At 68.6% G+C, this 26,008-nt stretch carries 23 protein-coding genes, 1 tRNA gene and 1 other RNA gene; 14 read left to right on the top strand and 11 right to left on the bottom strand.

The features are described from left to right. Nucleotides 1–6 precede the first annotated feature (6 nt). From A6I89_RS19975 to A6I89_RS19995, 5 genes are all read left to right on the top strand, one after another. Nucleotides 7–2,340 (top strand): MMPL family transporter, encoded by a 2,334-nt coding sequence (locus A6I89_RS19975; RefSeq protein ID WP_022593581.1) that lies wholly within the window; start codon nt 7–9, stop codon nt 2,338–2,340. A 100-nt stretch (nt 2,341–2,440) separates the two neighbouring features. Then, complete coding sequence (locus tag A6I89_RS19980) at nt 2,441–4,174, top strand: ABC transporter ATP-binding protein (protein WP_005516155.1); 1,734 nt, start codon at nt 2,441–2,443, stop codon at nt 4,172–4,174. Nucleotides 4,175–4,200: 26 nt separating this feature from the next. Then, nucleotides 4,201–6,099 carry an ABC transporter ATP-binding protein gene (locus tag A6I89_RS19985; RefSeq protein WP_005516154.1) on the top strand — a complete coding sequence of 633 codons (1,899 nt, stop codon included), beginning with the start codon at nt 4,201–4,203 and terminating at the stop codon, nt 6,097–6,099. Nucleotide 6,100: 1 nt separating this feature from the next. Continuing rightward, nucleotides 6,101–7,264: an acyl-CoA dehydrogenase family protein gene (locus A6I89_RS19990; RefSeq protein WP_044990331.1), complete on the top strand. Its 1,164-nt coding sequence runs from the start codon at nt 6,101–6,103 to the stop codon at nt 7,262–7,264. 58 nt (nt 7,265–7,322) lie between these two features. Further along, nucleotides 7,323–7,784, top strand: a complete 462-nt coding sequence (locus A6I89_RS19995) for a PPOX class F420-dependent oxidoreductase (RefSeq protein ID WP_022593586.1) — start codon at nt 7,323–7,325, stop codon at nt 7,782–7,784. A gap of 12 nt (nt 7,785–7,796) precedes the next feature. Here the strand turns inward: A6I89_RS19995 and A6I89_RS20000 are convergent, their stop codons facing one another. Beyond that, complete coding sequence (locus tag A6I89_RS20000; protein ID WP_037085788.1) at nt 7,797–8,138, bottom strand: YciI family protein; 342 nt, start codon at nt 8,136–8,138, stop codon at nt 7,797–7,799. Between the two features lie 58 nt (nt 8,139–8,196). Between A6I89_RS20000 and A6I89_RS20005 the strand changes: the two genes are divergently transcribed. Then, complete coding sequence (locus A6I89_RS20005; RefSeq protein WP_022593588.1) at nt 8,197–8,634, top strand: hypothetical protein; 438 nt, start codon at nt 8,197–8,199, stop codon at nt 8,632–8,634. Nucleotides 8,635–8,676: 42 nt separating this feature from the next. Here A6I89_RS20005 and A6I89_RS20010 read toward each other — a convergent pair whose 3' ends face one another. After that, nucleotides 8,677–9,477 (bottom strand): DUF1206 domain-containing protein, encoded by an 801-nt coding sequence (locus A6I89_RS20010; RefSeq protein ID WP_022593590.1) that lies wholly within the window; start codon nt 9,475–9,477, stop codon nt 8,677–8,679. Between the two features lie 187 nt (nt 9,478–9,664). Here A6I89_RS20010 and A6I89_RS20015 point away from each other — a divergent pair, with 187 nt between their 5' ends. Continuing rightward, nucleotides 9,665–10,504, top strand: a complete 840-nt coding sequence (locus tag A6I89_RS20015) for a class I SAM-dependent methyltransferase (RefSeq protein ID WP_022593592.1) — start codon at nt 9,665–9,667, stop codon at nt 10,502–10,504. A gap of 44 nt (nt 10,505–10,548) precedes the next feature. Next, nucleotides 10,549–11,814 (top strand): tRNA guanosine(34) transglycosylase Tgt, encoded by a 1,266-nt coding sequence (gene tgt, locus A6I89_RS20020; protein ID WP_080559290.1) that lies wholly within the window; start codon nt 10,549–10,551, stop codon nt 11,812–11,814. Here the strand turns inward: tgt and A6I89_RS20025 are convergent. From A6I89_RS20025 to gluQRS, 3 genes are all read right to left on the bottom strand, one after another. Further along, nucleotides 11,781–12,533, bottom strand: coding sequence for a queuosine precursor transporter (locus A6I89_RS20025; protein WP_022593594.1), 753 nt, complete (start codon nt 12,531–12,533; stop codon nt 11,781–11,783). The genes tgt and A6I89_RS20025 overlap by 34 nt on opposite strands. A gap of 121 nt (nt 12,534–12,654) precedes the next feature. Then, nucleotides 12,655–13,671, bottom strand: a complete 1,017-nt coding sequence (locus A6I89_RS20030) for a DUF2189 domain-containing protein (RefSeq protein ID WP_080668348.1) — start codon at nt 13,669–13,671, stop codon at nt 12,655–12,657. A gap of 107 nt (nt 13,672–13,778) precedes the next feature. Next, entirely contained in the window at nt 13,779–14,693 is a 915-nt protein-coding gene (gene gluQRS, locus A6I89_RS20035) for a tRNA glutamyl-Q(34) synthetase GluQRS (protein WP_022593596.1), read from the bottom strand. Between the two features lie 204 nt (nt 14,694–14,897). On the opposite strand from gluQRS, the gene ctaD reads away from it, so the two are divergent. Beyond that, entirely contained in the window at nt 14,898–16,697 is a 1,800-nt protein-coding gene (gene ctaD / locus A6I89_RS20040) for an aa3-type cytochrome oxidase subunit I (RefSeq protein WP_022593598.1), read from the top strand. A gap of 23 nt (nt 16,698–16,720) precedes the next feature. Here the strand turns inward: ctaD and A6I89_RS20045 are convergent, their stop codons facing one another. Then, complete coding sequence (locus A6I89_RS20045) at nt 16,721–17,278, bottom strand: TIGR03086 family metal-binding protein (RefSeq protein WP_022593600.1); 558 nt, start codon at nt 17,276–17,278, stop codon at nt 16,721–16,723. Continuing rightward, nucleotides 17,275–18,090, bottom strand: coding sequence for a helix-turn-helix domain-containing protein (locus A6I89_RS20050; protein WP_022593601.1), 816 nt, complete (start codon nt 18,088–18,090; stop codon nt 17,275–17,277). Before A6I89_RS20050 ends, A6I89_RS20045 begins: the two co-directional genes overlap by 4 nt. A gap of 78 nt (nt 18,091–18,168) precedes the next feature. Here A6I89_RS20050 and A6I89_RS20055 point away from each other — a divergent pair, with 78 nt between their 5' ends. Then, on the top strand, nt 18,169–18,663 hold the full coding sequence (locus A6I89_RS20055; protein WP_044990334.1) for a COG4315 family predicted lipoprotein: 495 nt from the start codon (nt 18,169–18,171) through the stop codon (nt 18,661–18,663). 9 nt (nt 18,664–18,672) lie between these two features. Here A6I89_RS20055 and A6I89_RS20060 read toward each other — a convergent pair whose 3' ends face one another. The 3 genes from A6I89_RS20060 to A6I89_RS20070 all read right to left on the bottom strand — a co-directional run bounded on the left by A6I89_RS20060 (nt 18,673) and on the right by A6I89_RS20070 (nt 20,690). After that, the gene (locus A6I89_RS20060) at nt 18,673–19,464 is read right to left on the bottom strand and encodes an SDR family NAD(P)-dependent oxidoreductase (protein WP_022593604.1); all 792 of its coding nucleotides are present in this window, start codon (nt 19,462–19,464) and stop codon (nt 18,673–18,675) included. A gap of 34 nt (nt 19,465–19,498) precedes the next feature. Further along, entirely contained in the window at nt 19,499–20,419 is a 921-nt protein-coding gene (locus tag A6I89_RS20065) for a glucose 1-dehydrogenase (RefSeq protein WP_022593606.1), read from the bottom strand. 183 nt (nt 20,420–20,602) lie between these two features. Continuing rightward, nucleotides 20,603–20,690 (bottom strand) — tRNA-Ser (locus A6I89_RS20070). A 96-nt stretch (nt 20,691–20,786) separates the two neighbouring features. Here A6I89_RS20070 and ffs point away from each other — a divergent pair. Both ffs and A6I89_RS20080 read left to right on the top strand, forming a co-directional pair. Next, an RNA gene (gene ffs / locus A6I89_RS20075) (signal recognition particle sRNA small type) lies at nt 20,787–20,881 on the top strand. A 43-nt stretch (nt 20,882–20,924) separates the two neighbouring features. Beyond that, nucleotides 20,925–22,217, top strand: a complete 1,293-nt coding sequence (locus tag A6I89_RS20080) for an aspartate aminotransferase type Ic (protein ID WP_044990336.1) — start codon at nt 20,925–20,927, stop codon at nt 22,215–22,217. Nucleotides 22,218–22,289: 72 nt separating this feature from the next. Here A6I89_RS20080 and fepB read toward each other — a convergent pair whose 3' ends face one another. After that, nucleotides 22,290–23,321, bottom strand: a complete 1,032-nt coding sequence (gene fepB, locus A6I89_RS20085; protein ID WP_022593609.1) for a Fe2+-enterobactin ABC transporter substrate-binding protein — start codon at nt 23,319–23,321, stop codon at nt 22,290–22,292. Between the two features lie 71 nt (nt 23,322–23,392). On the opposite strand from fepB, the gene fes reads away from it, so the two are divergent. Further along, nucleotides 23,393–24,553 carry an enterochelin esterase gene (fes, locus tag A6I89_RS20090; RefSeq protein ID WP_022593611.1) on the top strand — a complete coding sequence of 387 codons (1,161 nt, stop codon included), beginning with the start codon at nt 23,393–23,395 and terminating at the stop codon, nt 24,551–24,553. Nucleotides 24,554–24,630: 77 nt separating this feature from the next. Further along, the gene (locus A6I89_RS20095; RefSeq protein WP_232244856.1) at nt 24,631–25,968 is read left to right on the top strand and encodes a hypothetical protein; all 1,338 of its coding nucleotides are present in this window, start codon (nt 24,631–24,633) and stop codon (nt 25,966–25,968) included. Nucleotides 25,969–26,008: the final 40 nt, after the last annotated feature.

Consider the following 26,008-nt stretch of genomic DNA (forward strand, 5'->3'; position numbering starts at 1 on the left):
CCTTCCATGGCCACCTACCTATATCGGATCGGCCGCTTCGCCTACCGGCGAAAAGGCACGGTCCTGTCCATCTGGCTGGCCATCCTCGTTCTGATGGGGGTCGGCGCCGCGACGCTGTCGGGTCCGACGAAGGACTCGTTCTCCATTCCGGGCACTCCGGCTCAGGAGGCGCAGGACTTGATGTCCGAGCGCTTCGGCGACCAGAAGAGCGCGATGGACGCGCTGTCGGCGCGGTTCGTGATCGCTGCACCGGCCGGGCAGACGCTCGACACCCCGGAGAACCAGGCCGCGATGGACGAGATGCTCGCGGACATCCGTGGCATCGAGAAGGTCAGCGCGCCGGCCAAGGCCGACCCGGCTTCCGGAACGCCCGGCGCTCTGGTCAATCCGGTCACCGCGGATGCCGCGCTCGCGGAGATGGCCAAGGCCTCCGCGGAGGAGCAGGGCGTCCCCGAGGACGTCGCTCTCGCGAACGCACGCGCGCTGTCGTCGCTGAGCGAGGACCGCGCCGTCGGCTACATCGAGGTCCCGTTCGACGGCGACTTCAGCGACGTCGACCAGTCGATGCGCGACCAGATCCAGGCGGCTGCCGACATCGGCCGCGACGCCGGGCTGAACGTCCAGATCAGCGGTTCGGCAGCGACCGAGGCAGAGATGCCGGGCGGTGTCACCGAACTCATCGGCATCGCCGTTGCGGCGATCGTCCTCGTCATCACGTTCGGCTCGCTCGTCGCCGCAGGACTGCCGCTGATCACCGCGATCATCGGCATCATGATCGGCAGCCTCGGCATCACCGTCGCGACCGGATTCATGGACCTCAGCTCGATGACCCCGACGCTCGCAATCATGATCGGCCTGGCCGTCGCGATCGACTACTCGCTGTTCATCGTCTCCCGCTTCAAGCACGAGCTCTCACTCACCGACGACCGGTCCGAGGCCGCGGGCCGCGCGGTCGGCACCGCCGGTTCCGCCGTCGTGTTCGCCGGCCTGACGGTGATCATCGCCCTCGTCGCGCTGCGCGTCGTCGGCATCCCGTTCCTGTCCGATATGGGTGCGGCCGCGGCGTCGACGGTGTTCATCGCCGTCCTCATCGCACTCACGCTGCTGCCCGCGATCCTCGGACTGTTCGGCCGCAAGGCCTTCGCCGGTCGCATCCCGGGGCTGAGCCAGCGCGACGCCGAGGGCGACGACGGCAAGAAGACGTTCTCGCAGCGCTATGGCCGCGCGGTGGTCCGCCGTCCGGCGGTCGGCCTGATCCTCGGTGTGGTGCTGCTCGGTGCGCTCGCGATCCCCGCGGCCAAGCTCGAGCTGGCGCTGCCGAACGAGGGCAGCGGTGATCCGGCGACCAGTGCCCGCCAGGCGTATGACCTGGTGAACGAGGGCTTCGGCCCCGGCCGGAACGGCCCACTCCTCGTCGTCGTCGACGCGCAGGACGCGACCGTCCCCGCTGGCGAGGCGTTCGGCGCCGTCGTCGCGAAGATCTCTGAGCAGCCCGACGTCCTCAACGCGCAGGTGATCGGTGCCAACCAGGCAGGCGACACCGCGCAGATCCTGGTGACCCCGCGCAGCGGCCCGAGCGATCCGTCGACGATGGACCTCGTCGCCGACATCCGCAGCGCCGAGTCGGACCTGAACGATCAGATCGGCGTCAACTACGGCGTCACCGGTCAGACCGCCCTCGAGGGTGACGTCTCCGAGCGCCTGCAGGACGCGCTGGTGCCGTACCTCGCGGTGGTCGTCGGCCTCGCCTTCGTGCTGCTGATGCTGGTGTTCCGCTCGGTCCTGGTGCCGCTGACGGCGACCCTGGGCTTCCTGCTCAGCGTCCTGGCGACCTTCGGTGCCACCGTCGCGGTGTTCCAGGAGGGCTGGGGCGGGATCGCCGCCAACCCGCAGCCGATCGTCAGCTTCATGCCGATCTTCCTCATCGGCGTGGTGTTCGGTCTGGCGATGGACTACCAGGTGTTCCTGGTGACCCGCATGCGCGAGGAGTACGTCCACGGCGCGTCCGCGAAGGACGCGGTCGCGGTCGGCTTCAACCACGGCGCCCGCGTCGTGACCGCGGCGGCGATCATCATGATCTCCGTGTTCGCGGCGTTCATCGCGGAACCGAACTCGTTCATCAAGTCGATGGGCTTCGCGCTCGCGGCGGCGGTCTTCTTCGACGCCTTCATCGTTCGCATGGTGATCATCCCGTCGGTGATGGCGCTCATGGGCGACAAGGCGTGGTGGCTGCCCAAGTGGCTCGACAAGATCCTGCCGAACGTCGACATCGAGGGCGAGAAGCTGGCCCGCGCGCTACCGCGGGACAAGCAAGAACTCGAAGACGCCCCGGTCTCCTGAAAGAGACTGTGAACATTCGATGAAGAGGGAGGGATCGGGCCCCGAGAAATGGGCCTGATCTCTCCTTTTTCGTCCTGCAGATTGGTAACCTTCGCAAACCATGCTGATCAGACTCCTCGGCACCTATCTGGGGCCCTACAAGCGCGACCTCGCCGGCGTCATCCTCCTCCAACTCGTCGCCACCGGCGCTGCGCTGTATCTCCCCAGCGTCAATGCCGACCTGATCGACAACGGAGTGGCGGCCGGCGACACCGGCTACATCATGACGGCGGGCGGCAAGATGCTGCTCGTGACGCTGGTGCAGATCATCTGCTCCATCGGGTCCGTCTTCTTCGGTGCCCGCGCCGCGATGGGCTTCGGCCGCGACGTGCGCGCCTCGATCGTCAGCCGCGCCCGGTCGTTCTCCTCCCGCGAGTTCGGACGATTCGGCGCGCCGTCGCTCATCACCCGCAGCACCAACGACGTGCAGCAGGTGCAGATGATGGTGGTGCTGAGCGCGACCATCCTGGTGATGGCACCGATCATGTGCGTCGGCGGCATCATCATGGCGATCCGCGAGGACGCCGGATTGTCGTGGATTCTCGCGGTGAGCGTTCCCCTGCTCGCGCTCACCATGATCGTCATGATCACCAAGTTGGTGCCGTCGTTCCGCACCATGCAGACGCGGATCGACGCGGTGAATCGCGTTCTGCGCGAGCAGATCACCGGCATCCGGGTGGTGCGGGCGTTCGTGCGCGAACGCTCCGAGGCCGAACGCTTCGACGAGGCCAACGGCGCTCTCACCCAGACCGCACTGCGCGTCGGCCGGATGACGGCGCTGATGATCCCGCTCGTGATGATGATCGCGAACCTCACCAGTGTCGCGGTGATCTGGTTCGGCGGCCACGAGATCGACAACGGCAGCATGGGCATCGGCTCGCTGACCGCGATGCTCAGCTACATCATGCAGATCCTCATGGCCGTGATGATGGCGTCGATGATCGCGATGCTCGCCCCCCGCGCCGCGGTGTGTGCCGAGCGCATCACCGAGGTCCTCGACACCGAGCCGTCGGTGCTCGCGCCGTCGAACCCGGTCACGGTCATGGACCGTCCCGCGCTCGTGGAACTGCGCGACGCCGAGTTCAAGTACCCCGGCGCCGACGAATCGGTGCTGCGCGGCATCAGCTTCACCGCCGAACCGGGCAAGACCACCGCGATCATCGGTGCCACCGGCTCCGGCAAGACCACGCTGCTCGGCCTGATCCCGCGGCTGATCGACGTCACGTCGGGCGCGGTCACCGTGTCGGGCACCGATGTCCGTGAGCTCGATCCAGGGCTGCTGCGCTCCCACATCGGCCTCGTGCCGCAGAAGGCGTTCCTGTTCTCCGGCACCGTCGCGAGCAACCTGCGTTACGGCAAACCCGACGCCACCGACGACGAGTTGTGGCGGGCACTCGAGATCGCCCAGGCCGCCGACTTCGTGCGCGCCATGCCCGAGGGACTGGAAACCCCGATCTCCCAGGGCGGCACCACCGTCTCCGGCGGACAGCGACAGCGCCTGGCGATCGCCCGCGCCCTCGTGCGACGGCCGTCGATCTACCTGTTCGACGATTCGTTCTCGGCGCTCGACCTCAGCACCGACGCCCGCCTGCGTGCGGCGCTGCGACCCGAAACCGAGGATGCCTGCGTGATCATCGTGGCCCAGCGCGTGTCGACGATCGCCGACGCCGACCAGATCGTCGTCCTCGAGGAGGGCACGACCGTCGGTATCGGCACGCACGAGCAGCTGCTCGAGACGTGCGCGACGTACGTCGAGATCGTCGAGTCCCAGCGTTCGGTTCAGGAGGCGCTGTGAGCACCGCGACCCAATCCTCGCCCCCCATGCCCGGTGCCCCGGGGGCGCCCGCCGCGAAGGCGGAGAACTTCGGCGCATCGATGAAGCGTCTGCTCGGGCGGCTCGGTCCGCAGCGGGTGGCGGTCATGTTCGTTCTGATCCTCGCGGTGTCGAGCGTCGTGCTGTCGGTGATCGGTCCGCGCCTGATGGGCCATGCCACCAACATCATCTTCGACGGCGTCATCGGCCGGCAGTTGCCCGAGGGCCTGACGAAGGACCAGGCCGTCGAGGGACTGCGGGCGGCCGGGCAGAACCAGTTCGCGGACATGGTTTCCGGCATGGACGTGGTGCCCGGTGTCGGCATCGACTTCACCGAGGTCGGCCAGGTGCTCGCGCTGGTGCTGGCCCTGTACCTCGGGTCGGCGCTCGTGTCGTGGGCGGCCGCCTACCTGCTCAACAACATCGTGCAGGGCGTGGTCCGGCAGCTGCGCAACGATGTCGAGCGCAAGATCAACCGGCTTCCGCTGCGCTACTTCGACTCCACGTCGCGCGGTGATCTGCTCAGCCGCGTCACCAACGACATCGACAACGTCTCGCAGAGCCTGCAACAGACGCTGAGCCAGCTGGTGATCGCGGTTCTGAGCGTCATCGGCATCCTCGCGATGATGATCGTCATCTCGCCGCTGCTGGCCCTGATCGCGGTGCTCACCGTGCCGCTGTCGGCGATCGTCGCCGCCAAGATCGCGAAGCGGTCCAAGCCGCACTTCGCGGCGGTGTGGAAGACCACCGGTGAGCTCAACGGACAGATCGAGGAGTCCCTCACCGGACACGAGCTCGTCACCGCGTACGGCCGCGGCCGCGAGGTGCAGGCCGCGTTCCAGGAGAAGAACGAGCAGCTGTACCAGTCCGGGTTCAAGGCGCAGTTCATCTCCGGCATGGTGATGCCCGCAATCATGTTCCTGGGCAACCTGAACTACGTCGCGATCGCCGTGATCGGCGGCATGCGCGTCGCGTCGGGCACCATGAGCCTCGGTGACGTGCAGGCGTTCATCCAGTACTCGCGCCAGTTCACGCAGCCGCTCACCCAGATCGGTTCCATGGTCAACCTGCTGCAGTCGGGTATCGCATCTGCGGAGCGGGTGTTCGCCGTCCTCGACGAGGAGGAGGAGTCCGACGATCCGGACCCCGCCGCGACCCCGGCGCAGGCCCGCGGCCGCGTGCAGTTCGAGGACGTCCGCTTCGGCTACGACCCGGAGACCCCGCTCATCGAGGGACTCTCGCTCACCGCCGAGCCGGGCCAGATGGTCGCGATCGTCGGCCCCACGGGTGCCGGCAAGACGACACTGGTGAACCTCATCATGCGGTTCTACGAGCTCGACGGCGGCCGGATCACCCTCGACGGCACCGACATCGCGCAGATGACGCGCGACGACCTGCGGTCGCGGATCGGCATGGTCCTGCAGGACACCTGGCTGTTCGGCGGCACCATCCGCGACAACATCGCGTACGGTCATCCGAACGCGACGGACGAGCAGGTCCGCGAGGCGGCCCGGATGAGCTACGTCGACCGCTTCGTGCACATGCTGCCCGACGGCTACGACACGGTCATCGACGAAGAGGGCAGCAACGTCAGCGCCGGTGAGAAGCAGCTCATCACGATCGCGCGGGCGTTCATTGCGCAGCCGTCGATCCTGATCCTCGACGAGGCCACCAGTTCGGTCGACACCCGCACCGAGCTGCTGGTGCAGCAGGCGACCGCGCAGTTGCGCAGCGACCGGACCAGTTTCGTGATCGCGCACCGGCTGTCCACGATCCGCGACGCCGACCTGATCGTCGTCATGGAGGACGGCCACATCGTCGAACAGGGCGGCCACAGCGAGCTGCTCGAGCGGCGCGGGGCGTACTACGACCTGTACAACAGCCAATTCGTGGGAGCGGTGGACTGACATGACGATGAAGCCGCTGGACCTGTTCGGGATCGACGCCCTCCTCTCCGACGAGGAGCGCGACATCCAGGCCACGGTCCGGCGGCTCGTCGACGAGCGGCTGCGCCCGCAACTGCCCGAATGGTTCGAATCGGGAACGTTGCCGAAGGAGATCGCACGCGAGCTCGGCGGCCTCGGACTGTTCGGCATGCACCTGCAGGGCTACGGGTGCGCGGGCACCAACGCCGTCAGCTACGGACTGGCGTGCCTCGAGCTCGAGGCCGGCGACAGCGGACTACGCAGCTTCGTCTCGGTGCAGGGCTCGCTGTCGATGTTCTCCATCCACCGCTACGGCTCGGAGGAACAGAAGCAGGAGTGGTTGCCGCGGCTGGCGTCCGGTGAGGCGCTCGGCTGCTTCGGGCTCACCGAGCCCGACTTCGGCTCCAACCCCGCGGGCATGCGCACCCGTGCCCGCCGCGACGGTGCCGACTGGATCCTCGACGGAACCAAGATGTGGATCACCAACGGCAGCCTCGCCGACGTCGCGACCGTGTGGGCGCAGACCGACGACGGGGTGCGCGGCTTCGTCGTCCCCACGAATACACCCGGTTTCACGGCGAACACCGTGCACGGCAAACTGTCGATGCGGGCGTCGGTGACGTCCGAACTGGTGCTCGACGGCGTCCGCCTGCCGGTGTCGGCGATGCTGCCCGAGGCGCGGGGGCTGGGTGCACCGCTGTCGTGCCTCAACGAGGCCCGCTTCGGCATCGTGTTCGGCGCTCTCGGCGCGGCGCGGGACAGTCTCGAGACGGCCATCGCCTATGCCGGGACGCGCGAGGTGTTCGACCGCCCGCTCGCCGGCTACCAGCTGACGCAGGAGAAGCTGGCGGACATGACCCTCGAACTCGGCAAGGGCATGCTGCTGGCAATCCAGTTGGGCCGCATGAAGGATCGTGGCGAGATCAGCCCCGACCAGATCAGCGTCGGCAAGCTCAACAACGTCCGCGAGGCCATCGCGATCGCCCGCGAGTGCCGGACCATACTCGGCGCCAACGGGATCACGCTCGAATACTCGCCGCTGCGGCACGCCAACAATCTCGAGTCGGTCCTCACCTACGAGGGCACCAGCGAGATGCATCTGCTGTCGATCGGGCGGGCACTCACGGGGCACGCGGCGTTTCGTTGACGCCGACTCTGGCTAGGCTGGAGGCGCACCCGGACCGAGTCGATCAGGAGAGTGCGTCATGGCCGTCGCCACCGCCGAAAGCGTCACCCGCGAGCAGTTGCTCGAGTTCGTCCGCCCCCGCCATCGTGCTGTGCTCATAACGCACAAAAGGTCCGGGGGACTGCAGATTTCGCCCGTCACCTCCGGTGTCGACGAGGAGGGTCGGATCGTGATCTCGACCTACCCGCAGCGGGCGAAGGCCACGAACGTGCGCCGGGATCCGAGCGTGAGTGTGTGCGTGCTCTCGGACGACTTCAACGGCGCGTACGTGCAGATCGACGGGACCGCCGAGGTCCTCGACATGCCCGATGCGCTCGAGCCGCTCGTCGAGTACTTCCGGTGCATCTCGGGTGAACACCCGGATTGGGACGAGTACCGCGAGGCGATGCGCAAGCAGGACAAGAGCCTGATCCGGATCACCGTCGACGAGTGGGGGCCGATCGCGACCGGCGGCTTCCCGCCGCAGCTCACACGGGACTAGCCCGGTCGGTCGTCAGCTGGCGGGGTCGTAGTGGAACGCGCGCACTTCCTGCGCGCACCGGCAGGCGTCCGCGAGTTTCGCGGCCCAGTCCAGAGCCGCCTCGCGGGACGGCACCTCCAGCACCGTGAAGCCGCCGTCCAGTCGGCTCGTCTGCTGGTACGTATCCTCGGTCACGGTGCCGTCCGCGGTGACCCGCACCGGTGGGACGGTCTCGTCGATTCCGCCACCGAACACCCACACGCCGGCCGCCTTCGCCTCCTCCACCACTGCGTGCGCCGCGTCCGCCGACGCCTGCAGGTCTTCGGCCGAAAGGTTCATGGCGGCGCTGGGGAACGAGATCAGATACTTCGTCATCGTCTGCATTCCTTCGTTTCGGGGGTTTCGGGACGGGGTCGAAACTATCCTTGCCGATATGGGCGCTGCTGTGACGAAAACCGTTTACCGCCTGGCTCTCTGCGCGGGAATCGCCGGGTGTTCGGTACTCGCGTCCGCGGCGGTCGCCTCCGCCGCGGTGACCGTTCCGTTCCAGATCGCCCCGGCGCCGTACGGGAATCCGAACGGCAGCTTCGATGCGCCCGCGGTGCGCTGTGTGGCCGTGGTCGGTGAACAGTCCGGCGCGGCGACGATCACCGGCGGCAACTCGGGCGGGTGGGGATGCCTGCTCTCGTCCGAGGTGCACTGGCTGAATCTGTCCACCGGGGCGTCGGGCTCGGCTCGACTGTCGGACGGGCTCAACGGGATCCCTGCGGCAGTAACCCTGCAGACCGGACCCGGACAGATCGCCGTGGCGGTCCTGTCCGCGACACCCGGGCCGATCACCCCGGGCGTCGCGACCTTCCACGTGCCGTAGGAGGCGACAGGGGGATTCGCTCCGGTCGCCGCCGGAGGTGATTCACATCCGCCCGTAGCGCGCCAGGACGAAGCAGTACGCGCCGTAGGCGATGACTCCGAGCCCGGCCGCGACGAGGAGGACCTGGCCGAACGGGGCCGCGCCGAGCGTCTTGACGGCGCCGTCCAACCCGGACGCCTTCGAGGGGTCTGTCGTGAACGTCGCGACGACAACGAGGACGCCGGCGCCGACGATGGCCAGTCCCTTCGCGATGTAGCCGACCACGCCGAGGGGTGTGGCCAGTCGCGGAAGCCCGCCCCGGTGCAGGTCGTCGAGGAACTTCTTCTTGGCGCCCTTGTAGACGTGGTAGGCCCCGATGCCGATGATCACCAGGCCGGCGACCACGAGAACGGTCTTGCCGCCGGCGGACTGCATCAGCCGGGCGCTGAGGCTGATGTTCTGCTCGGTGCTCGACTTTCCGCCGCCGCGAGCGAACTGGAACGCCGTGAACGCCAAGGCGAGGTAAGCCACCGCGACGCCCGCGGTCTTCGCCCGGTCGAGCGCGGACGGCTCCTCCACGTCGGATCGCTTCCCGACGAACGCCTCCACCGCCCGCCACGCGGCCAGGGCGGCCAGGGTCACGGCCGCCACCCACAGCGCCACGCGTCCGCCCGGTTGCGAGGCGAGAGCCGTCAGGGCGCCCGACTGATCGGCGGTACCACTGTCGCCGAACGCCAGCCTGATGACGATGTAGCCGATGAGTAGGTGCACGACGCCGCTCGCGGCCTGGCCGACCCGGGCGATCTTCTCGAAGGCGGGATGCTGGGCGGAATTCGCGGTTCCAGCCTTGGTGCGTGGTGTCACGCGCAGGCCTCCCTCTTGTGCGGTGGTCCTTGACTTCGTGCGCTGGTCGCTGACTCGAAAAAGCGTATCGCCGCGGCGCACCCCCCGCCCGGGACCACCGGAACCGCACGTCACAGGCGTGCGGGGTGGCGAAATCGTTCCCCCGGGGTGGGTTGTCGGGCCCGGGTCCTCGGCGCACGCTCGAACCATGAGCGAATCACTTGTAGCCAGAGAAGCCGATCGAGCCCTCAAGACCAAACATCGGGCGGTGTGGGCGTCGGGCGACTACGCGGCCGTCGCGGAGGACGTCATCCCGGATCTCGGTGCGGTCCTCGTCCGGGCGTCCGGTGTCCACGACGGGCAGCGGGTGCTCGACGTCGGCGCCGGCACCGGCAACGCCGCGATCCCCGCCGCCCTCACCGGGGCCGACGTGGTGGCGTCGGATCTCACTCCCGAACTCTTCGACCGCGGCCGCGAACTCGCCGCCAAGCGCGGTGCGCACCTCGACTGGCGGGAGGCGGACGCCGAGGCGCTGCCGTTCGCCGACGACGAATTCGACGTTGTTCTCTCGTGTGTGGGGGTGATGTTCGCGCCGCACCACCAAGCCGGCGCCGACGAGATGGTCCGGGTGTGCAAGCCGGGCGGCACGATCGGTCTGCTCAGTTGGACGCCGGACGGGTTCATCGGCCGGATGTTCGCCGCGATGAAGCCGTACGCGCCGCCGCCCCCGCCCGGGGCGCAGCCTCCACCGCGCTGGGGCGACGAAGCTCACGTGCGCGAACTCCTGGGCGACCGGGTCACCGACGTCACCGCGCAGCGCGACACCGTCCGCGTCGACCACTTCGACGGACCCGACGCGTTCCGTGACTACTTCAAGGCCAACTACGGGCCGACGATCGCGGTGTACAAGGCGATATCCGGCGATCCGGACAAGGTTGCGGCGCTCGATCGCGACCTCGCTGACCTGGCCCGAGAGTTCGACGTCGGTGACGGCTCGTTCGCGATGGACTGGGAGTACCTGCTGCTCACCGCGCACGAGCGCGCCTGACCCGGAGGCGCGGTGTCGCGCCTCGCCTGTGACACCATGGCCAGGTGAGTGATGTTGTGCCGACCCCGCCCGACCCGTTCTTCACGGTGGGCACCCGCCTGCCCGACCGGTTGGGCCGCACCGGCACCATCCATACCCCGCACGGGGACATCCGGACGCCCGCGTTCATCGCGGTCGGCACCAAGGCGACCGTCAAGGCGGTGCTGCCGGAGTCGATGAAGGACCTCGGCACGCAGGCCGTGCTCGCCAACGCGTACCACCTGTACCTGCAGCCGGGACCCGACATCGTCGACGAGGCCGGCGGTCTCGGCAAGTTCATGAACTGGGACGGCCCCACCTTCACCGACAGCGGCGGCTTCCAGGTGATGTCGCTCGGCGTCGGGTTCAAGAAGGTGCTCGCGATGGAGGCAGTGGGCGTGCAGTCCGACGACGTCATCGCCGAAGGCAAGCAGCGCCTCGCGCACGTCGACGACGACGGCGTCACGTTCAAGTCGCATCTCGACGGCTCGCCACACCGGTTCACCCCCGAGGTGTCGATGCAGATCCAGCATCAGCTGGGCGCCGACATCATGTTCGCGTTCGACGAGCTGACCACGTTGCTCAACACCCGCGGCTACCAGGAGCAGTCGGTCGAGCGGACGCAGGCGTGGGCCGTGCGCTGCATCGCCGAGCACGAGAAGCTCACCGCCGAGCGTGCGCACCGCCCGTACCAGGCGCTGTTCGGTGTGGTGCAGGGCGCACAGTACGAGGACCTGCGCCGGCAGGCGGCCCGCGGACTCGAGTCCATCACCGGCGTCAGCGGGCGCGGCTTCGACGGCTACGGCATCGGCGGCGCGCTCGAGAAGCAGAATCTCGGCACCATCGTGCGCTGGGTCAACGAGGAACTACCCGAGCACAAGCCGCGGCACATGCTCGGCATCAGCGAGCCCGACGACATGTTCGTCGCGATCGAGAACGGTGCCGACACGTTCGACTGCGTGAATCCGTCCCGGGTGGCCCGCAACGCGGCGATCTACCACCCGGACGGTCGGTTCAACATCAACACCGCGCGCTTCCGCCGGGACTTCACACCCATCGACGACGAGTGTGACTGCTACACGTGCGCCCATTACACGCGCGCGTACATCCACCACCTGTTCAAGGCGAAGGAGATGCTCGCCTCAACGCTCTGCACCATCCACAACGAGCGGTTCACCGTGCGTCTGGTGGACCGGATCCGGGAGAGCATCGAGGGCGGCTACTTCGACGAGTACAAGGCGGAGGTGCTGGGCCGGTTCTACGGCAGCAAGCCGTCCTCGACCGGCGCATAGCTCGGTTCGCGCTTCTTGACGTACGCGATCACCCGGTACGTCACCGGCATCACCAGGATCTCGACGAGGGTCTTCCAGACGAAGCCGACGATCAAGTAGTTGATGAAGTCTTCCCACGTCGAGATTCCGATCGCGCCGGCGGCGATCGAGCAGAAGATCAGGGTGTCGGCGAACTCGCCCACCACGGTGGAGCCGATCAGGCGCGCCCACAGGTACTTCTCGCGGGTGCGCTCCTTGATGAGCACCAGCACCGCCGAGTTGAGCAACTGGCCGACGAGGTAGCCGGCGAGACCGGCGATCAGCAGCCGCGGCACCACGCCGACGACGGCGTCGAACGCGGCCTCGTTCTCGTAGAAGTCGGCCGAGGGCAGTTGCTGGGTCAGCCAGAAGCTGATCGCCGCCAGCAGCAGCGAGCCGAAACCGATGTAGATCGCGCGGCGGGTGGCCTTGAAGCCGTACACCTCGCTGAGGACGTCGCCGACGACGTACGCGAGCGGGAAGAGGAAGAAGCCGCCGTCGGTGATGATCGGCAGGATCTGGAACGGGCCGACCGAGACGTCCTGGTCGACGAGGAACGCCACCCCCTTGGTGGCGCAGATATTGGAGATCAGCAGAGTCGCCGTGAACAGGGCCACCAGGGTGGCGTAGTAGCCGCGGTGGACGGGGGCGAAGGACGCCGGATCGGACGCGTGGGGCGGGGACTGTACTGGCTCTGTCACCGCGCAATCCAAGCATCCGCGGTGGTGTGACGCCGATTCGCACCCCACCCTCGCCCGTTTTGCGCACTTGTCGCGATTCCGGGGGGCTCCCCGGTCGCGACAAGTGCGCAAAACGCGGGAACTACGGGGCGACGGGCCCGCGAACGGTGACGCGGTACGCGTAGGTGGACGCGATGATCGAGACCGGGATGGTCACGAGCAGGCCGACCACGCACAGCAGCACACCCAGGACGTTCAGGAAGAACAACGTGATCGCCAGGAGCAGCAGCGTGCCCCAGTTGGACGAGATCGCGCGGAAGCTGGACTTGATCGCGGTGATCGCATCCTGATCCTGGTCGACGACGAACTCGAGCGTCCACCAGGTCAGGAACATGAGGATCAGACCCGGGATGACGAGCAGGACGAAACCGACCGCGGTCATCAGACCCACGAGGAAGCTCGCGATGATGATCGCGCCCACGTTCTTGAACTCGAAGAACGACCCGAAGGCGGGCGGACGGCCGTCGACCTCGTGCAGCGCGCCGCGGATGAGAGCGGCCGAGATCAGGTAGCCGACGATCGCGGTGACGACATTGCCGATGATCTGCCACACGCTGAACGACGACGTCGCCAGATCACTCCAGTCCTCGATGTCTCGGTTGCTGCCGAAGCTGAACGGCAGCGACACCAGGACGGAGATCAGGAAGGCGACCGCGAGGATGCCGATCCAGACGCCGGGATTGGCCTTGTACCGGTTCCAGCCGTACGACAGCGCATCGCCGACCGTCACCTGGCTGGGCGGCGGCCCGGCCGGGCGCTGACCGTAGCCGGAGTCGAACGCCGGCGGCGGCGGAGGGTAGTTCCCCGGCGGGGGCGGGAAGCCGCCTTGCGGAGGCGGATATCCGCCGCCCTGACCCGGAGGCGGGTAGTTCCCCGGCGGCGGGTAGCCACCACCCGGCCCGGGCGGAGGCGGATAGCTGCCCGGCGGAGGCGGGTAACTGCCGGGCGGAGGCGGGTAGCTGCCGGGCGGAGGCGGGTAGCTGCCGGGCGGCGTGGCGCCGGGCGGGGGTGGGTAGTTGCCGGGCGGGGGCGTGCCACCCTGTTGCGGCTCGTTGCCGCCCTCGGGATTCTGGTTCGGATCCTGTCCACCACTGGTCATGTGTGTACCTGGTTCTCGTCGTCGGGGTATTGCTCACGGCGATGATGAATCTTTCGTCGTGACCCTACGTCGCGAATGGTCTGTTTTGTATATGCGCCGGCGGAGATTCACACGACGTAAACCCACGGGTCCAGGGGGAGCGCCTTCGGATCCCAGCGATCGAGGAGTTGCGGCAGCGTCACGGCCTCGCGGGCGCCGGCCATGTGCAGCGACCGCGCGAGCATGCTCAGTACGTCCTCCGGGGTGTGCCGCAGCGCGGCCTGGTCGGCCAACGTGACCGCACCGTCACGCTTGGCGAGCCGTTTGCCTTCGGCGTTGAGGGCGAGTGGCACGTGCGCGTACGTGGGCGCGGGCAGCCCCAGGAGCCCCGCGAGGTACGCCTGACGCGGCGCCGACGACAGTAGATCGTCGCCACGCACCACCTGGTCGATGCCCTGCGCCGCGTCGTCGACGACGACGGCGAGGTTGTAGGCGGGGATGCCGTCACCGCGGCGGAGGACCAGGTCGTCGACCGCGCCGGTGTAGTCGCCGTGCAGGACGTCGTGCACGGTGAATCGATCGGTGCCCGCCCGCAGCCGGACGGCCGGAGGGCGCCCGCTCGCCCGACGCTCGGCTCGCGCGTCCTCCGAAAGGTTGCGGCACGTGCCCGGGTAGGCGCCCGCCGGGGCGTGCGGCGCCGACGCCGCCTTCAGGATCTCCCGCCGGGTGCAGAAGCACTCGTAGGTCAGACCGGCGCGCTGCAGGCGGGCGATCGCCGCGTCGTACAGCGGCAGTCGCGTCGACTGGTACTCGACGTCCTCGTCCCAGTCGAGTCCGAGCGCGGCGAGGTCGGCGAGCTGACGTTCCGCCGCGCCGGGCCGCACCCGGTCGAGGTCCTCCACGCGGACGAGGAAGCGGCGCCCGGTGGATCGGGCGAACAGCCACGCGAGCAGGGCGGTGCGCAGGTTGCCGAGGTGCAGGTCGCCGGACGGGCTGGGGGCGAATCGTCCCGCTTGCGACGATGGGTCGACCTCTTTCGGCATTGCTGCAGCTTATCGAGGGCGTGGCGGCCCCTTTGCGCCCGGTGGAGGTGGACGAATCCCGTAGCCAACGATGGGCCGGAGGCGTAGCGTCCACAGTGCTGAGCTTGTGCCGGTTGCCGTGTCGAAGCGTCGAGCAGGCCGCGACCGGTCACGTCTCGACGAGGGAGCGCGCCCGGAGTGCGGGGCGTGCGGTCAGGAGGACCGGTGGCCACCGTCGCATCCGAACCCGTTGCCGTTCGCCCGTATCCGGCGAGGTTCGCCCGTAAGGGCAGTCTGATCTACCGGGTGATCACGACGACGGATCCCAAGGTGCTCGGGATCATGTACCTGATCACGTCGTTCGCCTTCTTCATGTTCGGTGGTCTGCTCGCGCTGCTGATGCGCGCCGAACTCGCGGTGCCGGGGATGCAGTTCCTCTCGAACGAGCAGTACAACCAGCTCTTCACGATGCACGGCACGATCATGCTGCTGCTGTACGCGACGCCCATCGTCTTCGGTTTCGCGAACTACATTCTCCCGCTGCAGATCGGCGCGCCGGACGTGGCGTTCCCGCGGCTCAACGCCTTCAGCTACTGGGCCTATCTGTTCGGTGCCCTCATCGCGTCGGCGGGCTTCATCACTCCGGGCGGTGCCGCAGACTTCGGGTGGACCGCCTACACGCCGCTGAGCGACGTCCTCCACTCGCCGGGCATGGGCGCCAACCTGTGGATCATGGGCCTGGCCCTCAGTGGCCTCGGCACGATCCTCGGCGGCGTCAACATGATCACCACGGTCATCTGTCTGCGGGCACCTGGCATGACGATGTTCCGGATGCCGATCTTCACGTGGAACATCTTCATCACCAGCATCCTGATCCTGGTGGCGTTCCCGATCCTCACCGCGGGACTCATGGGCCTGTTCGCCGACCGGGTGGTGGGCGCCAACGTCTACGACCCGGCCACGGGCGGAGTCCTGTTGTGGCAGCATCTGTTCTGGTTCTTCGGACATCCCGAGGTGTACATCGTGGCGTTGCCGTTCTTCGGCATCGTCTCGGAGATCTTCCCGGTGTTCTCCCGTAAGCCGATCTTCGGTTACACGGGCCTGGTATACGCGACGATCGCGATCTCCGCGCTGTCGGTGGCGGTGTGGGCGCACCACATGTACGCGACCGGCGCGGTGTTGCTGCCGTTCTTCTCCTTCATGACGTTCCTCATCGCGGTCCCGACCGGTGTGAAGTTCTTCAACTGGATCGGCACGATGTGGAAGGGGCAGTTGACGTTCGAGGCGCCGATGTTGTTCGCGGTCGGGTTCCTCGTCACGTTCCTGTTCGGCGGACTCTCGGGTGTCATCCTCGCGAGCCCGCCGCTCGACTGGCACGTCACGGACTCCTACTTCGTCGTCGCGCACTTCCACTACGTGCTGTTCGGAACGATCGTGTTCGCCACCTATGCGGGCATCTACTTCTGGTTCCCCAAGATGACGGGACGGTTCCTCGACGAGCGGCTGGGCAAGTGGCACTTCTGGCTCACGTTCATCGGCTTCCACAGCACATTCCTGGTGCAGCACTGGCTCGGTGCCGAGGGCATGCCGCGCCGGTACGCCGACTACCTGCCCAGCGACGGTTTCACCGTGCTCAACTCGGTGTCCACCGTCGGCTCCTTCATCCTCGGCGCGTCGACCCTGCCCTTCCTGTGGAACGTCTTCAAGAGCTTCCGCTACGGCACGGTCGTCACGGTCGACGACCCGTGGGGTTACGGCAATTCGCTGGAATGGGCCACCACGTGTCCGCCACCGCGGCACAACTTCACCGAACTACCGCGAATCCGTTCGGAGCGGCCCGCTTTCGAGCTGCACTACCCGCACATGATCGAGCGGATGCGGGCCGAGGCACACATCGGCCCGGGGGTGGCCAAGCAACAACTGACGGAAGTGCCCGAGAGCAGCGACCGGGAGGCGGACAGCGATCGCCGACCGCCACCGGAGGAGGAACGGCGTCGGACGCACCGACGCAGCGACGACACATGACGTCGCCGCCGCGCGTGGCGCGGTCAGGACGAGCGCCCCAGCGTGGCGAGGATGCGTGTCTGCCGATCGGCGTCCACGGGCACGTCGAGGGCGGGCCCGCACACGCCGTCCATACGGAGCGAATCGCCCAACTGCGCGACGACGGCGTCGAGCAGGTCGAGATCGACGTCCGGGATCGTCTCGTCGAGCCCCGCTGCCCGGGCGATGTCCCAGCCGTGAACGACGAGGTCGAAGCAGTAGAAGGTGCGCATCGTGGCGGCCAGATCGGTGCGCCCGAAATGCCCGTCGTACTCGAGCGAGGCCTTCGCGGGGTCGTCCAGGATCGCCTGCACGGCGTCCCGGGTGTGCCGCCACGCCGCAGCCGGATCGTGTGCTGGGGAGGGGCCGTCGGGGATGGACAGTCCGACGACGCCGACCATGTGCGACTGCGTCTCCACGACGTGGGTGAGGACGTCGCGGGCGGTCCAGCCCTCGCACGGCGACGCGGCCTCCCAGCGGTCGGCGGGCACCGCGTCGACGCGGTCGGTGAAGGCGGCGGCCAGCCGCCGGTACAGGTCCGGGGTGGATTCGGTGGTGATCATGCGGCCGATTCTCCGTCCGTCGCGGCGGTGCGGTCTTGTACGGATCGGACTCCGGCGTCGAGCACCGACGCGTCGCCGTGCCAGTCGGGGGCCTCGCTGTCGAGTAGTGCGGTCGGTGTCAGTGATGCGATTCGCCGGCACTCCCGCGACAGGTGGGCCTGGTCGCTGAAACCGGCTTCGGCGGCGAGGGACGCGAGGCCGCGGTGGCGGCCGGCGCGTGCCGACGCCATGAAGCGCTGCAGGCGCAGGATCGACCGCAACGTCGACGGCCCGTACCCGAACGCCTCGTTGCAGCGTCGGTGCAGTTGCCGACTGGTCATCGACGACGCGTCCGCCAGGCTCTCCACGGTCCACGAGCGGACGGCGAGCGCCGACGTGATCCGGGCCGCCAGCGGGTCCGGCTCGTGCCGCGCCGCCAGCCAGCTCCGGCCGGTGTCCTGCAGGATCGTCAACCGTTCCGAGGTGTCGTGCGCGTGCTCGAGCCGGTCCACGAGCATCCGTTCGGCCGCGGCACCGAGCACATCCGCGAGCGAGACGCGGATGTCACGGATCTGTGCCGCCGACGTCCGCAGTACGTGCGGCGCCGCGCCCGGGCGGAACCGGATGCCGAACGACTCACTGCCCGGCGGCAGGGTGAACGACCACGCCGACGTCTCCGGGCCGCAGACCCGGACGCCGACACCCGCTATCCACAGCACGTCGACGCAGCCGTCCGGCACCAGCAGGTGCCGCCCCTCGGCGTTCGCGGACCATGCGCACACGAGTGCCTCGGACAGGTCCGGTGCGACGGTCGTCGGCGTGTACCACCCCATGACGCTCAGGGTAGGAGCCGCCACCGACAACCCGGGCCCGAATCGGGCCGGGCAGGACACACGGACGGGAGTAACGGCATGAGAAGAATCCTGGTGATCTCGCTCTCCGCGGTCGCGGTGGGGGCCGCGCTCGTCGGCTGCTCCGACAACGACGATTCCGGCCCCGTCCCCTCGACGACGACGATGCCGTCCACCGTGCCGGCCGCGGGGCCGGTGCTGACGACGGGGGAATCGAGCATCGGTCAGGTCGTGGTGAACGTCGACAACATGACCGTCTACGCCTACGACCGGGACGAACCCGGCACCAACGCGAGCGCGTGCGATGCGGTGTGCCTGCAGATGTGGCCGCCCGTGACCACGGACGAGTCCCGGCCCGAGATCGCGGGCGTCTCCGGCGTGATCGGCACCATCCCGGGCCCGCAGGGCGGCAAGCAGGTGACGGTCAACGGGATGCCGCTGTACCTGTTCGCCGGCGATCCACGCCCCGGATCCGTTGCGGGACAGGGCATGGACAATCTGTGGTGGGCGCTCAACCCGGCAGGGGAGAAGATCACCGACGCCCCGGGTGGGTGACGCCGGAACTCACTGCGATCGTCGGGGTTTCGCGAGGAACTTGTGAGCGGCGGCCTTGACGGATCCCGGCAGGACCGCCCCCGCCGCGGCGAGAGCCTTGGACTTCCAGGAGGCGGCCACCACCTTCCGCCGTCCCTCCTGCATCGCGTCGTAGCCCTGCCGGGCGACGTCGGCGGGATCGTCCTTCGGCATGCGCCCCATCACCGAATCCTCCAGTCGCGCTCGACGAAAGAAGTTCGTGGCGGTGGCGCCGGGCATCAACGACGTGACGGTGATGCCGCTGTCCTTCAGTTCGGACTGCAGCCCGGCGGTGAAGGACTGCAGGAACGCTTTCGAGGCGTTGTACACCGTCTGGTACGGCCCGGGCAGCGTCGCCGCGACGGACGAGGTGACGAGCACCTTGCCCGCGCGGGCCGAGGCCATCGCGTCGAGCACGATCTTGGCGAGGTGGACGGTACCGCGCACGTCGAGGTCGACCACGTCGAGTAGCTCGGTCACGTCGGTGTCGAGGAAGGTGCCGCCGCGGCCGATGCCCGCGTTGAGTGCCGCGGCGGCCGGCGGACGTCCGTCCGCGGCGAGCGCCTTGCCGACCGTCTCCACGCCCGCCTCCGTGCGGAGGTCGGCGACGACGGCGTGCACCGTGCCGGGCCCGGCGGACAAGCCGGCGGCAACCGCCTCGAGGTCGGGATCCTCGGCGACGGCGACGACGTCGTAGCCGTCGGCGACGAAGAGCTTCGCCAGTTCCAGTCCGATACCGCTCGAGGCCCCGGTGACCAGGGCGAGCGGTGCGCGAGTAGTCATCGGAACGTCTCCTCTGCTGTGGCCGTCGGAGGCACTACGGCGACGGCATGCCACCGTTGACGTGAAGGGTGGATCCCGTGACGTAGCTCGACTCCGGTGAGGCGAGGTAGACGTACGCGGGGGCGAGTTCCGTCGGCTGCCCCGCGCGTCCCATCGGGGTGCTGTGCCCGAACTCCGGCAGCGCCTCCTTCGGCTGCCCGTCGCTCGGTTGCAGCGGCGTCCAGATCGGTCCCGGCGCCACGGCGTTGACGCGAATTCCCTTGTCGGCGAGCTGGTTGGCGAGCCCCTTGGTGAAGTTGTTGATGGCGGCCTTCGTCGACGCGTAGTCGAGCAGCGTCGGCGCCGGCATGTACGCCTCGACCGACGTGGTGTTGATGATCGAGCTGCCGGCCGGGAGATGGGCGAGGGCGGCGCGCGTGGTGCGGAACATCGCCAGGATGTTCGTCTGGTACGTCTGCTCGACCTGCTCGTCGGACAGCTCACCCAACGTGTCGGCGACGATCTGCTTGCCCGCGTTGTTGACCAGGATGTCCAGGCCCCCCAGCCGCTCGGCCGCCTCGTCGACCATCCGTCGGCAGAACTCCGCGTCGGTGAGGTCACCGCTCACGGTCACCGCCGTTCGGCCGCTCTCGGTGACGATGCGGGCGACATTCTGCGCGTCGTCCTCCTCGGCGGGCAGGTGAGCGATCGCGACGTCGGCGCCCTCCCGCGCGAACGCGATCGCCACGGCCGCGCCGATGCCCGAGTCGCCGCCGGTCACCAGCGCTTTACGCCCTTCCAGACGCCCGGTGCCGCGGTACGAGAACTCGCCGATGTCGGCCCGGGGCTGCAGCTCGCTGTCCAACCCCGGCTCGGGCTGATGCTGCTTGGGAGGTTCGATCACCGGGTACCGGGTCACCGGGTTCTGGAAGACAAGCTGATCGGTTCGTATGGTGTCGGCATCGGCGTCGCCCACCGGATCTCCTTCCGTCGTGCGGCCGCGGCGGCCGCGTCTCGCTTCCTCGACCGAATGCCCAGATCGCGGCTGCGGCAAACGCCGGACGACGGGCTCCGGCACGACTGCGACGGAGGTCACGGCAAGACGGAGGTGACGGCAAAAGGAAAAAGCCCCCGGTGACATGTCACCGGGGGCTTCCCGTGGCGGAGGATAGGGGATTTGAACCCCTGAGGGCGTTAACCCAACCCGCGTTCCAGGCGAGCGCCATAGGCCACTAGGCGAATCCTCCGTGGGGGAGCCTACCTGTTGGAGGGGTGGGAATGCCAAACGGGGTCTGCGGGAGGGGTGGATCACCGCGATTCCCGATCGTCCGGTTACACTCGTAGGCGGATCCCGCGCGGCGCGCATCCTGTGAACTCCCCCAGGGCCGGAAGGCAGCAAGGGTCAACGGGCTCTGCCGGGTGCGCGGGGTCCCCTATCTCTTCCCGTCCCCGACCGGTCGTGTCGGTGAAAGGCCGCCCAGATGCCTGTGCAAACCCAAATCGGGTTGATGAGCCATGAAGAACTTCGCGCCGAACTCGAGCGTCAGACCGCGAAGTACGAGCAGCTCAAGGCGGAGAAGCTGAAGCTGGACCTCACTCGTGGCAAGCCGGCACCGGAACAGTTGGATCTGTCGAACGGTCTGCTCGCGCTTCCGGGTGAGGACAATTTCCGGGACGGCGACGGTACCGACTGCCGCAACTACGGCGGCCTGACGGGTCTGCCCGAGCTGCGCGCGATCTTCGGCGAGCTGCTCGGTATTCCGACGGCGAACCTGATGGCCGGCAACAACGCGAGCCTCGAGATCATGCACGACACCATCGTGTTCTCGCTGCTACACGGCACCCCGGACTCCGCGCGGCCGTGGGCGCAGGAGTCGGTTGTCAAATTTCTGTGCCCGGCGCCCGGCTACGACCGGCACTTCGCGATCACCGAGTCGTACGGCATCGAGATGATCGCGATCCCGATGCGCGACGACGGCCCGGACATGGCGAGGGTCACCGAGCTGGTGGCGTCCGATCCGCAGATCAAGGGCATCTGGTGTGTGCCGACGTACTCCAATCCGACGGGTGCGGTGTACTCCGAGGACGTCGCCCGGGCCCTGGCGTCGATCCCGGCCGCGGCCCCCGACTTCCGCATCTACTGGGACAACGCGTACGCGGTGCATCCGCTGGTCGCGGACTGCGCGCCCGCGCACGACATCCTCGGCATGGCCGCCGCGGCCGGTAACCCCAACCGTCCGCTGGTGTTCGCGTCCACGTCGAAGATCACGTTCGCCGGTGCGGGTGTGAGCTTCTTCGGCAGCTCCGAGGCCAACCTGGCGTGGTACCAGCAGCATCTGGGCAAGAAGAGCATCGGTCCCGACAAGGTCAACCAGCTGCGTCACCTGCGCTTCTTCGGCGACGCCGCCGGTGTCCGCGCGCACATGGACAAGCATCGCGAGATCCTGGCTCCCAAGTTCGCCAAGGTGCTCGAGATCCTCGAGGACCGTCTCGGTGACACGAAGGTCGCGTCGTGGACCGAGCCCAAGGGTGGCTACTTCATCAGCCTCGACGTCGTGGACGGCACCGCGAAGCGCGTCATCGAGCTCGCGAAGGAGGCCGGCATCGCGCTCACCGCGGCCGGTTCCGCCTTCCCGTACAAGCAGGATCCCGAGGACAAGAACATCCGCCTCGCCCCGAGCTTCCCGTCGATGGACGAGCTCGCCAAGGCGATGGACGGCGTCGCGACCTGCGTGCTGCTCGCCGCGGCGGAGCACGCGCTCACCAAGCAGTAGCCCGTCGAACGCCACAGTGGCCGGTCACCTCGCGGTGACCGGCCACTGTGCATTTCCCCCCGGGTGGCGTTACTACGACAGCGCCGCGACGATCCGGTCGACGACGTTGTTCGCGCTGTAGAAGTCCAGGCGGAAGCTGTCGAAGTCGAGCGGAAAGACTGCGCCGCGCTGCACCGACGGCACGGCGGCGAGCGTCGGATCGGCCTTCAGTCTGTCGGCGCCCGGCTGCTGCGCGTTGATCACGAACGTCGTCGCGCCGGTGAGCGCGCGGGGCAGGTTCTCCATGTTCACGCTGACGATGTCCGAACGTCCGGCAGCCGCGCCGCTACCTGCGATCTCGGCGGGCAGTTCGCCGACGGTGAGGCCGAGTCGGGAGATCAAGCGGCCCTGTGCCGATTCGGCGGTGAAGATCTTCGAATCGTCCGGCGAGTTGTACGTGAGGATGTTCACCGGGGCCGCGCCGTTCTGCAGTGCCGGTGCGATCGCCCTCTTGGCCTCGTCGATCCTCGCGTCGAACTCGGCGAGCAGCTCGGTCGCCCGATCCTCCTTGCCGACCGCGGCGGCCAGTTGGGTGGTCAGGTCCTGCCACGACTTGTCGGAGTAGTCGAACAGCAACGTCGGTGCGATCTGCGACAGCGTGGCGACCTGCTGTGCGGCCGAGTCGGCGCCGCTGGTGGAGACGACGATGAGGTCGGGGGCGGCCGCAGTGATCTTCTCGACGTTCGGCTGGCCCTGGTAGAGCACCTCGACGTCACGTTCGGCGGCGACGTCGGCCCACTGGGTGAACAGTCCCTGATCGTTGGTGACCGTGCTCTTCGGCTGTGCACCCGTGCCGATCAGCGGTGCGTCGAGGGACAGCAGCGACCCGGTGAGCGTGACGCTCGTGGAGACGATGCGCTGCGGCTGGGCGTCGAGCGTGACCGGGCCCGTGGCGGTGTCGACGGTGCGCGGCCACTCGCCGGACTGGGTGGTGGTCGCTGCCGCGGCGTCCGCGGAATCGCCGTCCGACGAGCACGCCGCCGTCGACATGCCGATCGCGAGGGCGCCGAGGGTGACCGCGATCCGGGTGCCGACCGAGCGCCGACGAAGGGTTGTGGATAGCAAGGGGGGTCCTCCTGAGGGGTAGGTGGCCCGACCTTACTATTAGGAAAGCGTCACCTAAGTAAGGGGTACCTATGTTCGATGTCGAAGCGGTAGACGACCTGCAGCGTCGCCTGCAGGTGGAGGGTGGCCCGTTGATCGATCCCGGGCCGCCGGGGTTCGCGACCGTGACGTTCGTGTGGCGGGCGCCGGCGGGGTCACCCGTGCGGCACGTGTATCTCGAGGCGAACGGCGTCACCGACCGCCGAGATCCGGACGCGAACGCGCTGCGGCGGTTGCCGGGCAGTGATCTGTGGGTGTTGTCGCGGCAGGTGCCCGAGGCGTGGCGCGGCGGCTACGGATTCCTGCCTCGCGTCGACCCGATCACCGAACCCGCTGCCGGACAGACGGAATGGGAGTGGTGGCGCGGCGTGCTCGCCGGTCTCGTCACCGACGAACTGAACCCGCTCCCGGTTGTGGCGTCGATGGGGTTGCCCGCGCGCTCGGAGGCGGTGATGCCGGGGGCGCCCGCGCAACGGTGGTGGGTTCACGGGGTACTGCCACGCGGGCACATGACCGAGGAAACGTGCTCGCTTGCCGGCGTGGAACGGAGCATCTGGCTCTACGAGCCGCCGGGGATCGCCGACCGGGACCGTCCGGTGCTGGTCGTCTTCGACGGCCGGGTGGCTGCGGTCGAGATTCCGCTGTCGTCCGCGCTCGACCGGTTGGGAGCTCGTGGCTACCGGGTGCCGCTGGTGGTGATGATCGACAGCATCGAACCGGGGCTGCGATCACGTGAACTACCCTGCAGTCCAGACTTTCTCGACGCACTCACCGGCGACCTACTGCCGCATCTGCGTGAGCGCTGGGGCGCCACCGGTGATCCCTCGTCGGTGCTGGCCGGCGGGTCCAGCTACGGCGGGCTCGCCGCCACGTACGCGGCGTTGCAGGCCCCCGAGCATGTCGGCGGAGCGGTGAGCCTGTCGGGATCGTTCTGGTGGCCGCGGCCCCCGATGGCGGGACGGTCCATCCAGGATCGGCTCGCGGAGCTCGAGGTGGGTGGATCGCGCTTCTGGATGGCCGCCGGGCTGCTCGAGCCCCGACTGATCGAGGAGAATCGCGAGGTACGGGACCTACTGCGGGCCAGAGGGTTCGATGTGACCTACCGCGAGTTCTGCGGCGGCCACGACTACATCCAGTGGCGCGATCTGCTGGTCGAGGGGGCGTCGGCGCTGCTGGGTCGTTCCGACGTCTGATCGGGGTTCCCGTTCCGGCGGAAAGCTGACATACTCCGGCCAGGGTCGCCGCGCCGGTCGCGGTGGGTTCGAAAGTGGTGAGTGTCTTGGCCACCCCGGCCGTTGTCGAGGGGCGTGGACTACCGACGGCGTCGTCGCGTCCAGCGGGCTGCCTCGACGTCTTCCTTCTGGCACTGAACATTCCGGACATGCCGGACGACTCGGCCGAGCGTTCGGAGCTGCCGGGAGGCTGCGGGTCCGGGCCGTTCCTGCCCGCGTCGAATCCCGACCCGGTGAGCGTGTCGCTGCCGGTGAACCTGCTCGCCGTACGGGAGTGCGTCGAGTTCACGGCAGACCCGCTGGTGTTCGGAAACGGCTCGGCCCCGATCCATGTCGGACCACCGGCGCACTGCCTGTCGCTGTGGGTGGTTCCCGGTCACGGGGTGGTGCTCGCGTGCGAGGACTGGACCGCCGATCCGGTCGAGGGGCTCGCGGACTGGCGTGCGAGCGGCGTCGACGGCGCGGTCGACCGCTTGCTCGCGCCCTTCGGGTTCACCACCGACACGCGTCTGCGTGACGTCTTCCCGGACGCGCACGCTGTGCTGCCGAATGTCCGGCTGGCCGATCTGGTCGCGGGTACCGGGCACGAACGCGCGTCGGCCGGACTGGTCGTCGAGGTGCGCGGCGACGGCGGTGACCGCGTCCGGCAGGGCGTGGGTGGGCGCGGAACCGATGTCGCCGGGTGGCGGTGGGACCGCGTGGCCCTCGCCGAACGGCCCGCGCGGGAGGGCGCCGTCGTCGCCGTCCGGGAGGACGCGGGCGCGATCCTGCTCGACCTCGAGGCGGTCGCCGCAGATCACGATCACGCCGTGTTCGGGGTGAGCGAGATGATCCGGGCCCTGGTCCCGTGGGTCGCCGTCCGGGCGCGGCACGCCGCCGACTACCGGTTGGTGCTCGATCATCTGCGCGATCACGCGGCACTCGAGGATTCGCGCCTGCTGGCGGCCCTCGACGACGTCGCGGCCGTGCAGGCGCGGCGCATGGAGCGAGTGCTGCTGGTCGCCGAGGCGCGGCACGACGGAGCGGCACTGGCCAGGATGGGGCCCGCACAGCTGCGGACGATGCTGGTCCGGCGGCTGTCGACGGAGATGGCAGCGCTCGACGCCGAACTGGGGGAGGCGACGCGAGTGATCGAGCGGGCGTTGCTGCGCAGTGCCGAACGTCGCGGACACCGGCACTCGAGGATCGCGCAGGCGTGGTCGGTCGCGGCCGGTGTCATCGCGGTGGTTGCGGTGTTCGCTGCGCTTGCGGCAGTGCCGGCGGTGGATCAGCCGACGCTGTTCGGGCACTGGCTCGAGGCGCTGGCCGCGACGATCGCCATCACCGCGGGCGTCATAGTCGTCGTGGTCGCCTGGCGGCGACCGCCCGGCCGGTGACGGCGATGGTCGTCTGCGGAACCCGCCCGGATGGCAGGAT

It is taken from the genome of Prescottella equi, assembly GCF_002094305.1.
Classification (GTDB): Bacteria; Actinomycetota; Actinomycetes; order Mycobacteriales; family Mycobacteriaceae; genus Prescottella; species Prescottella equi.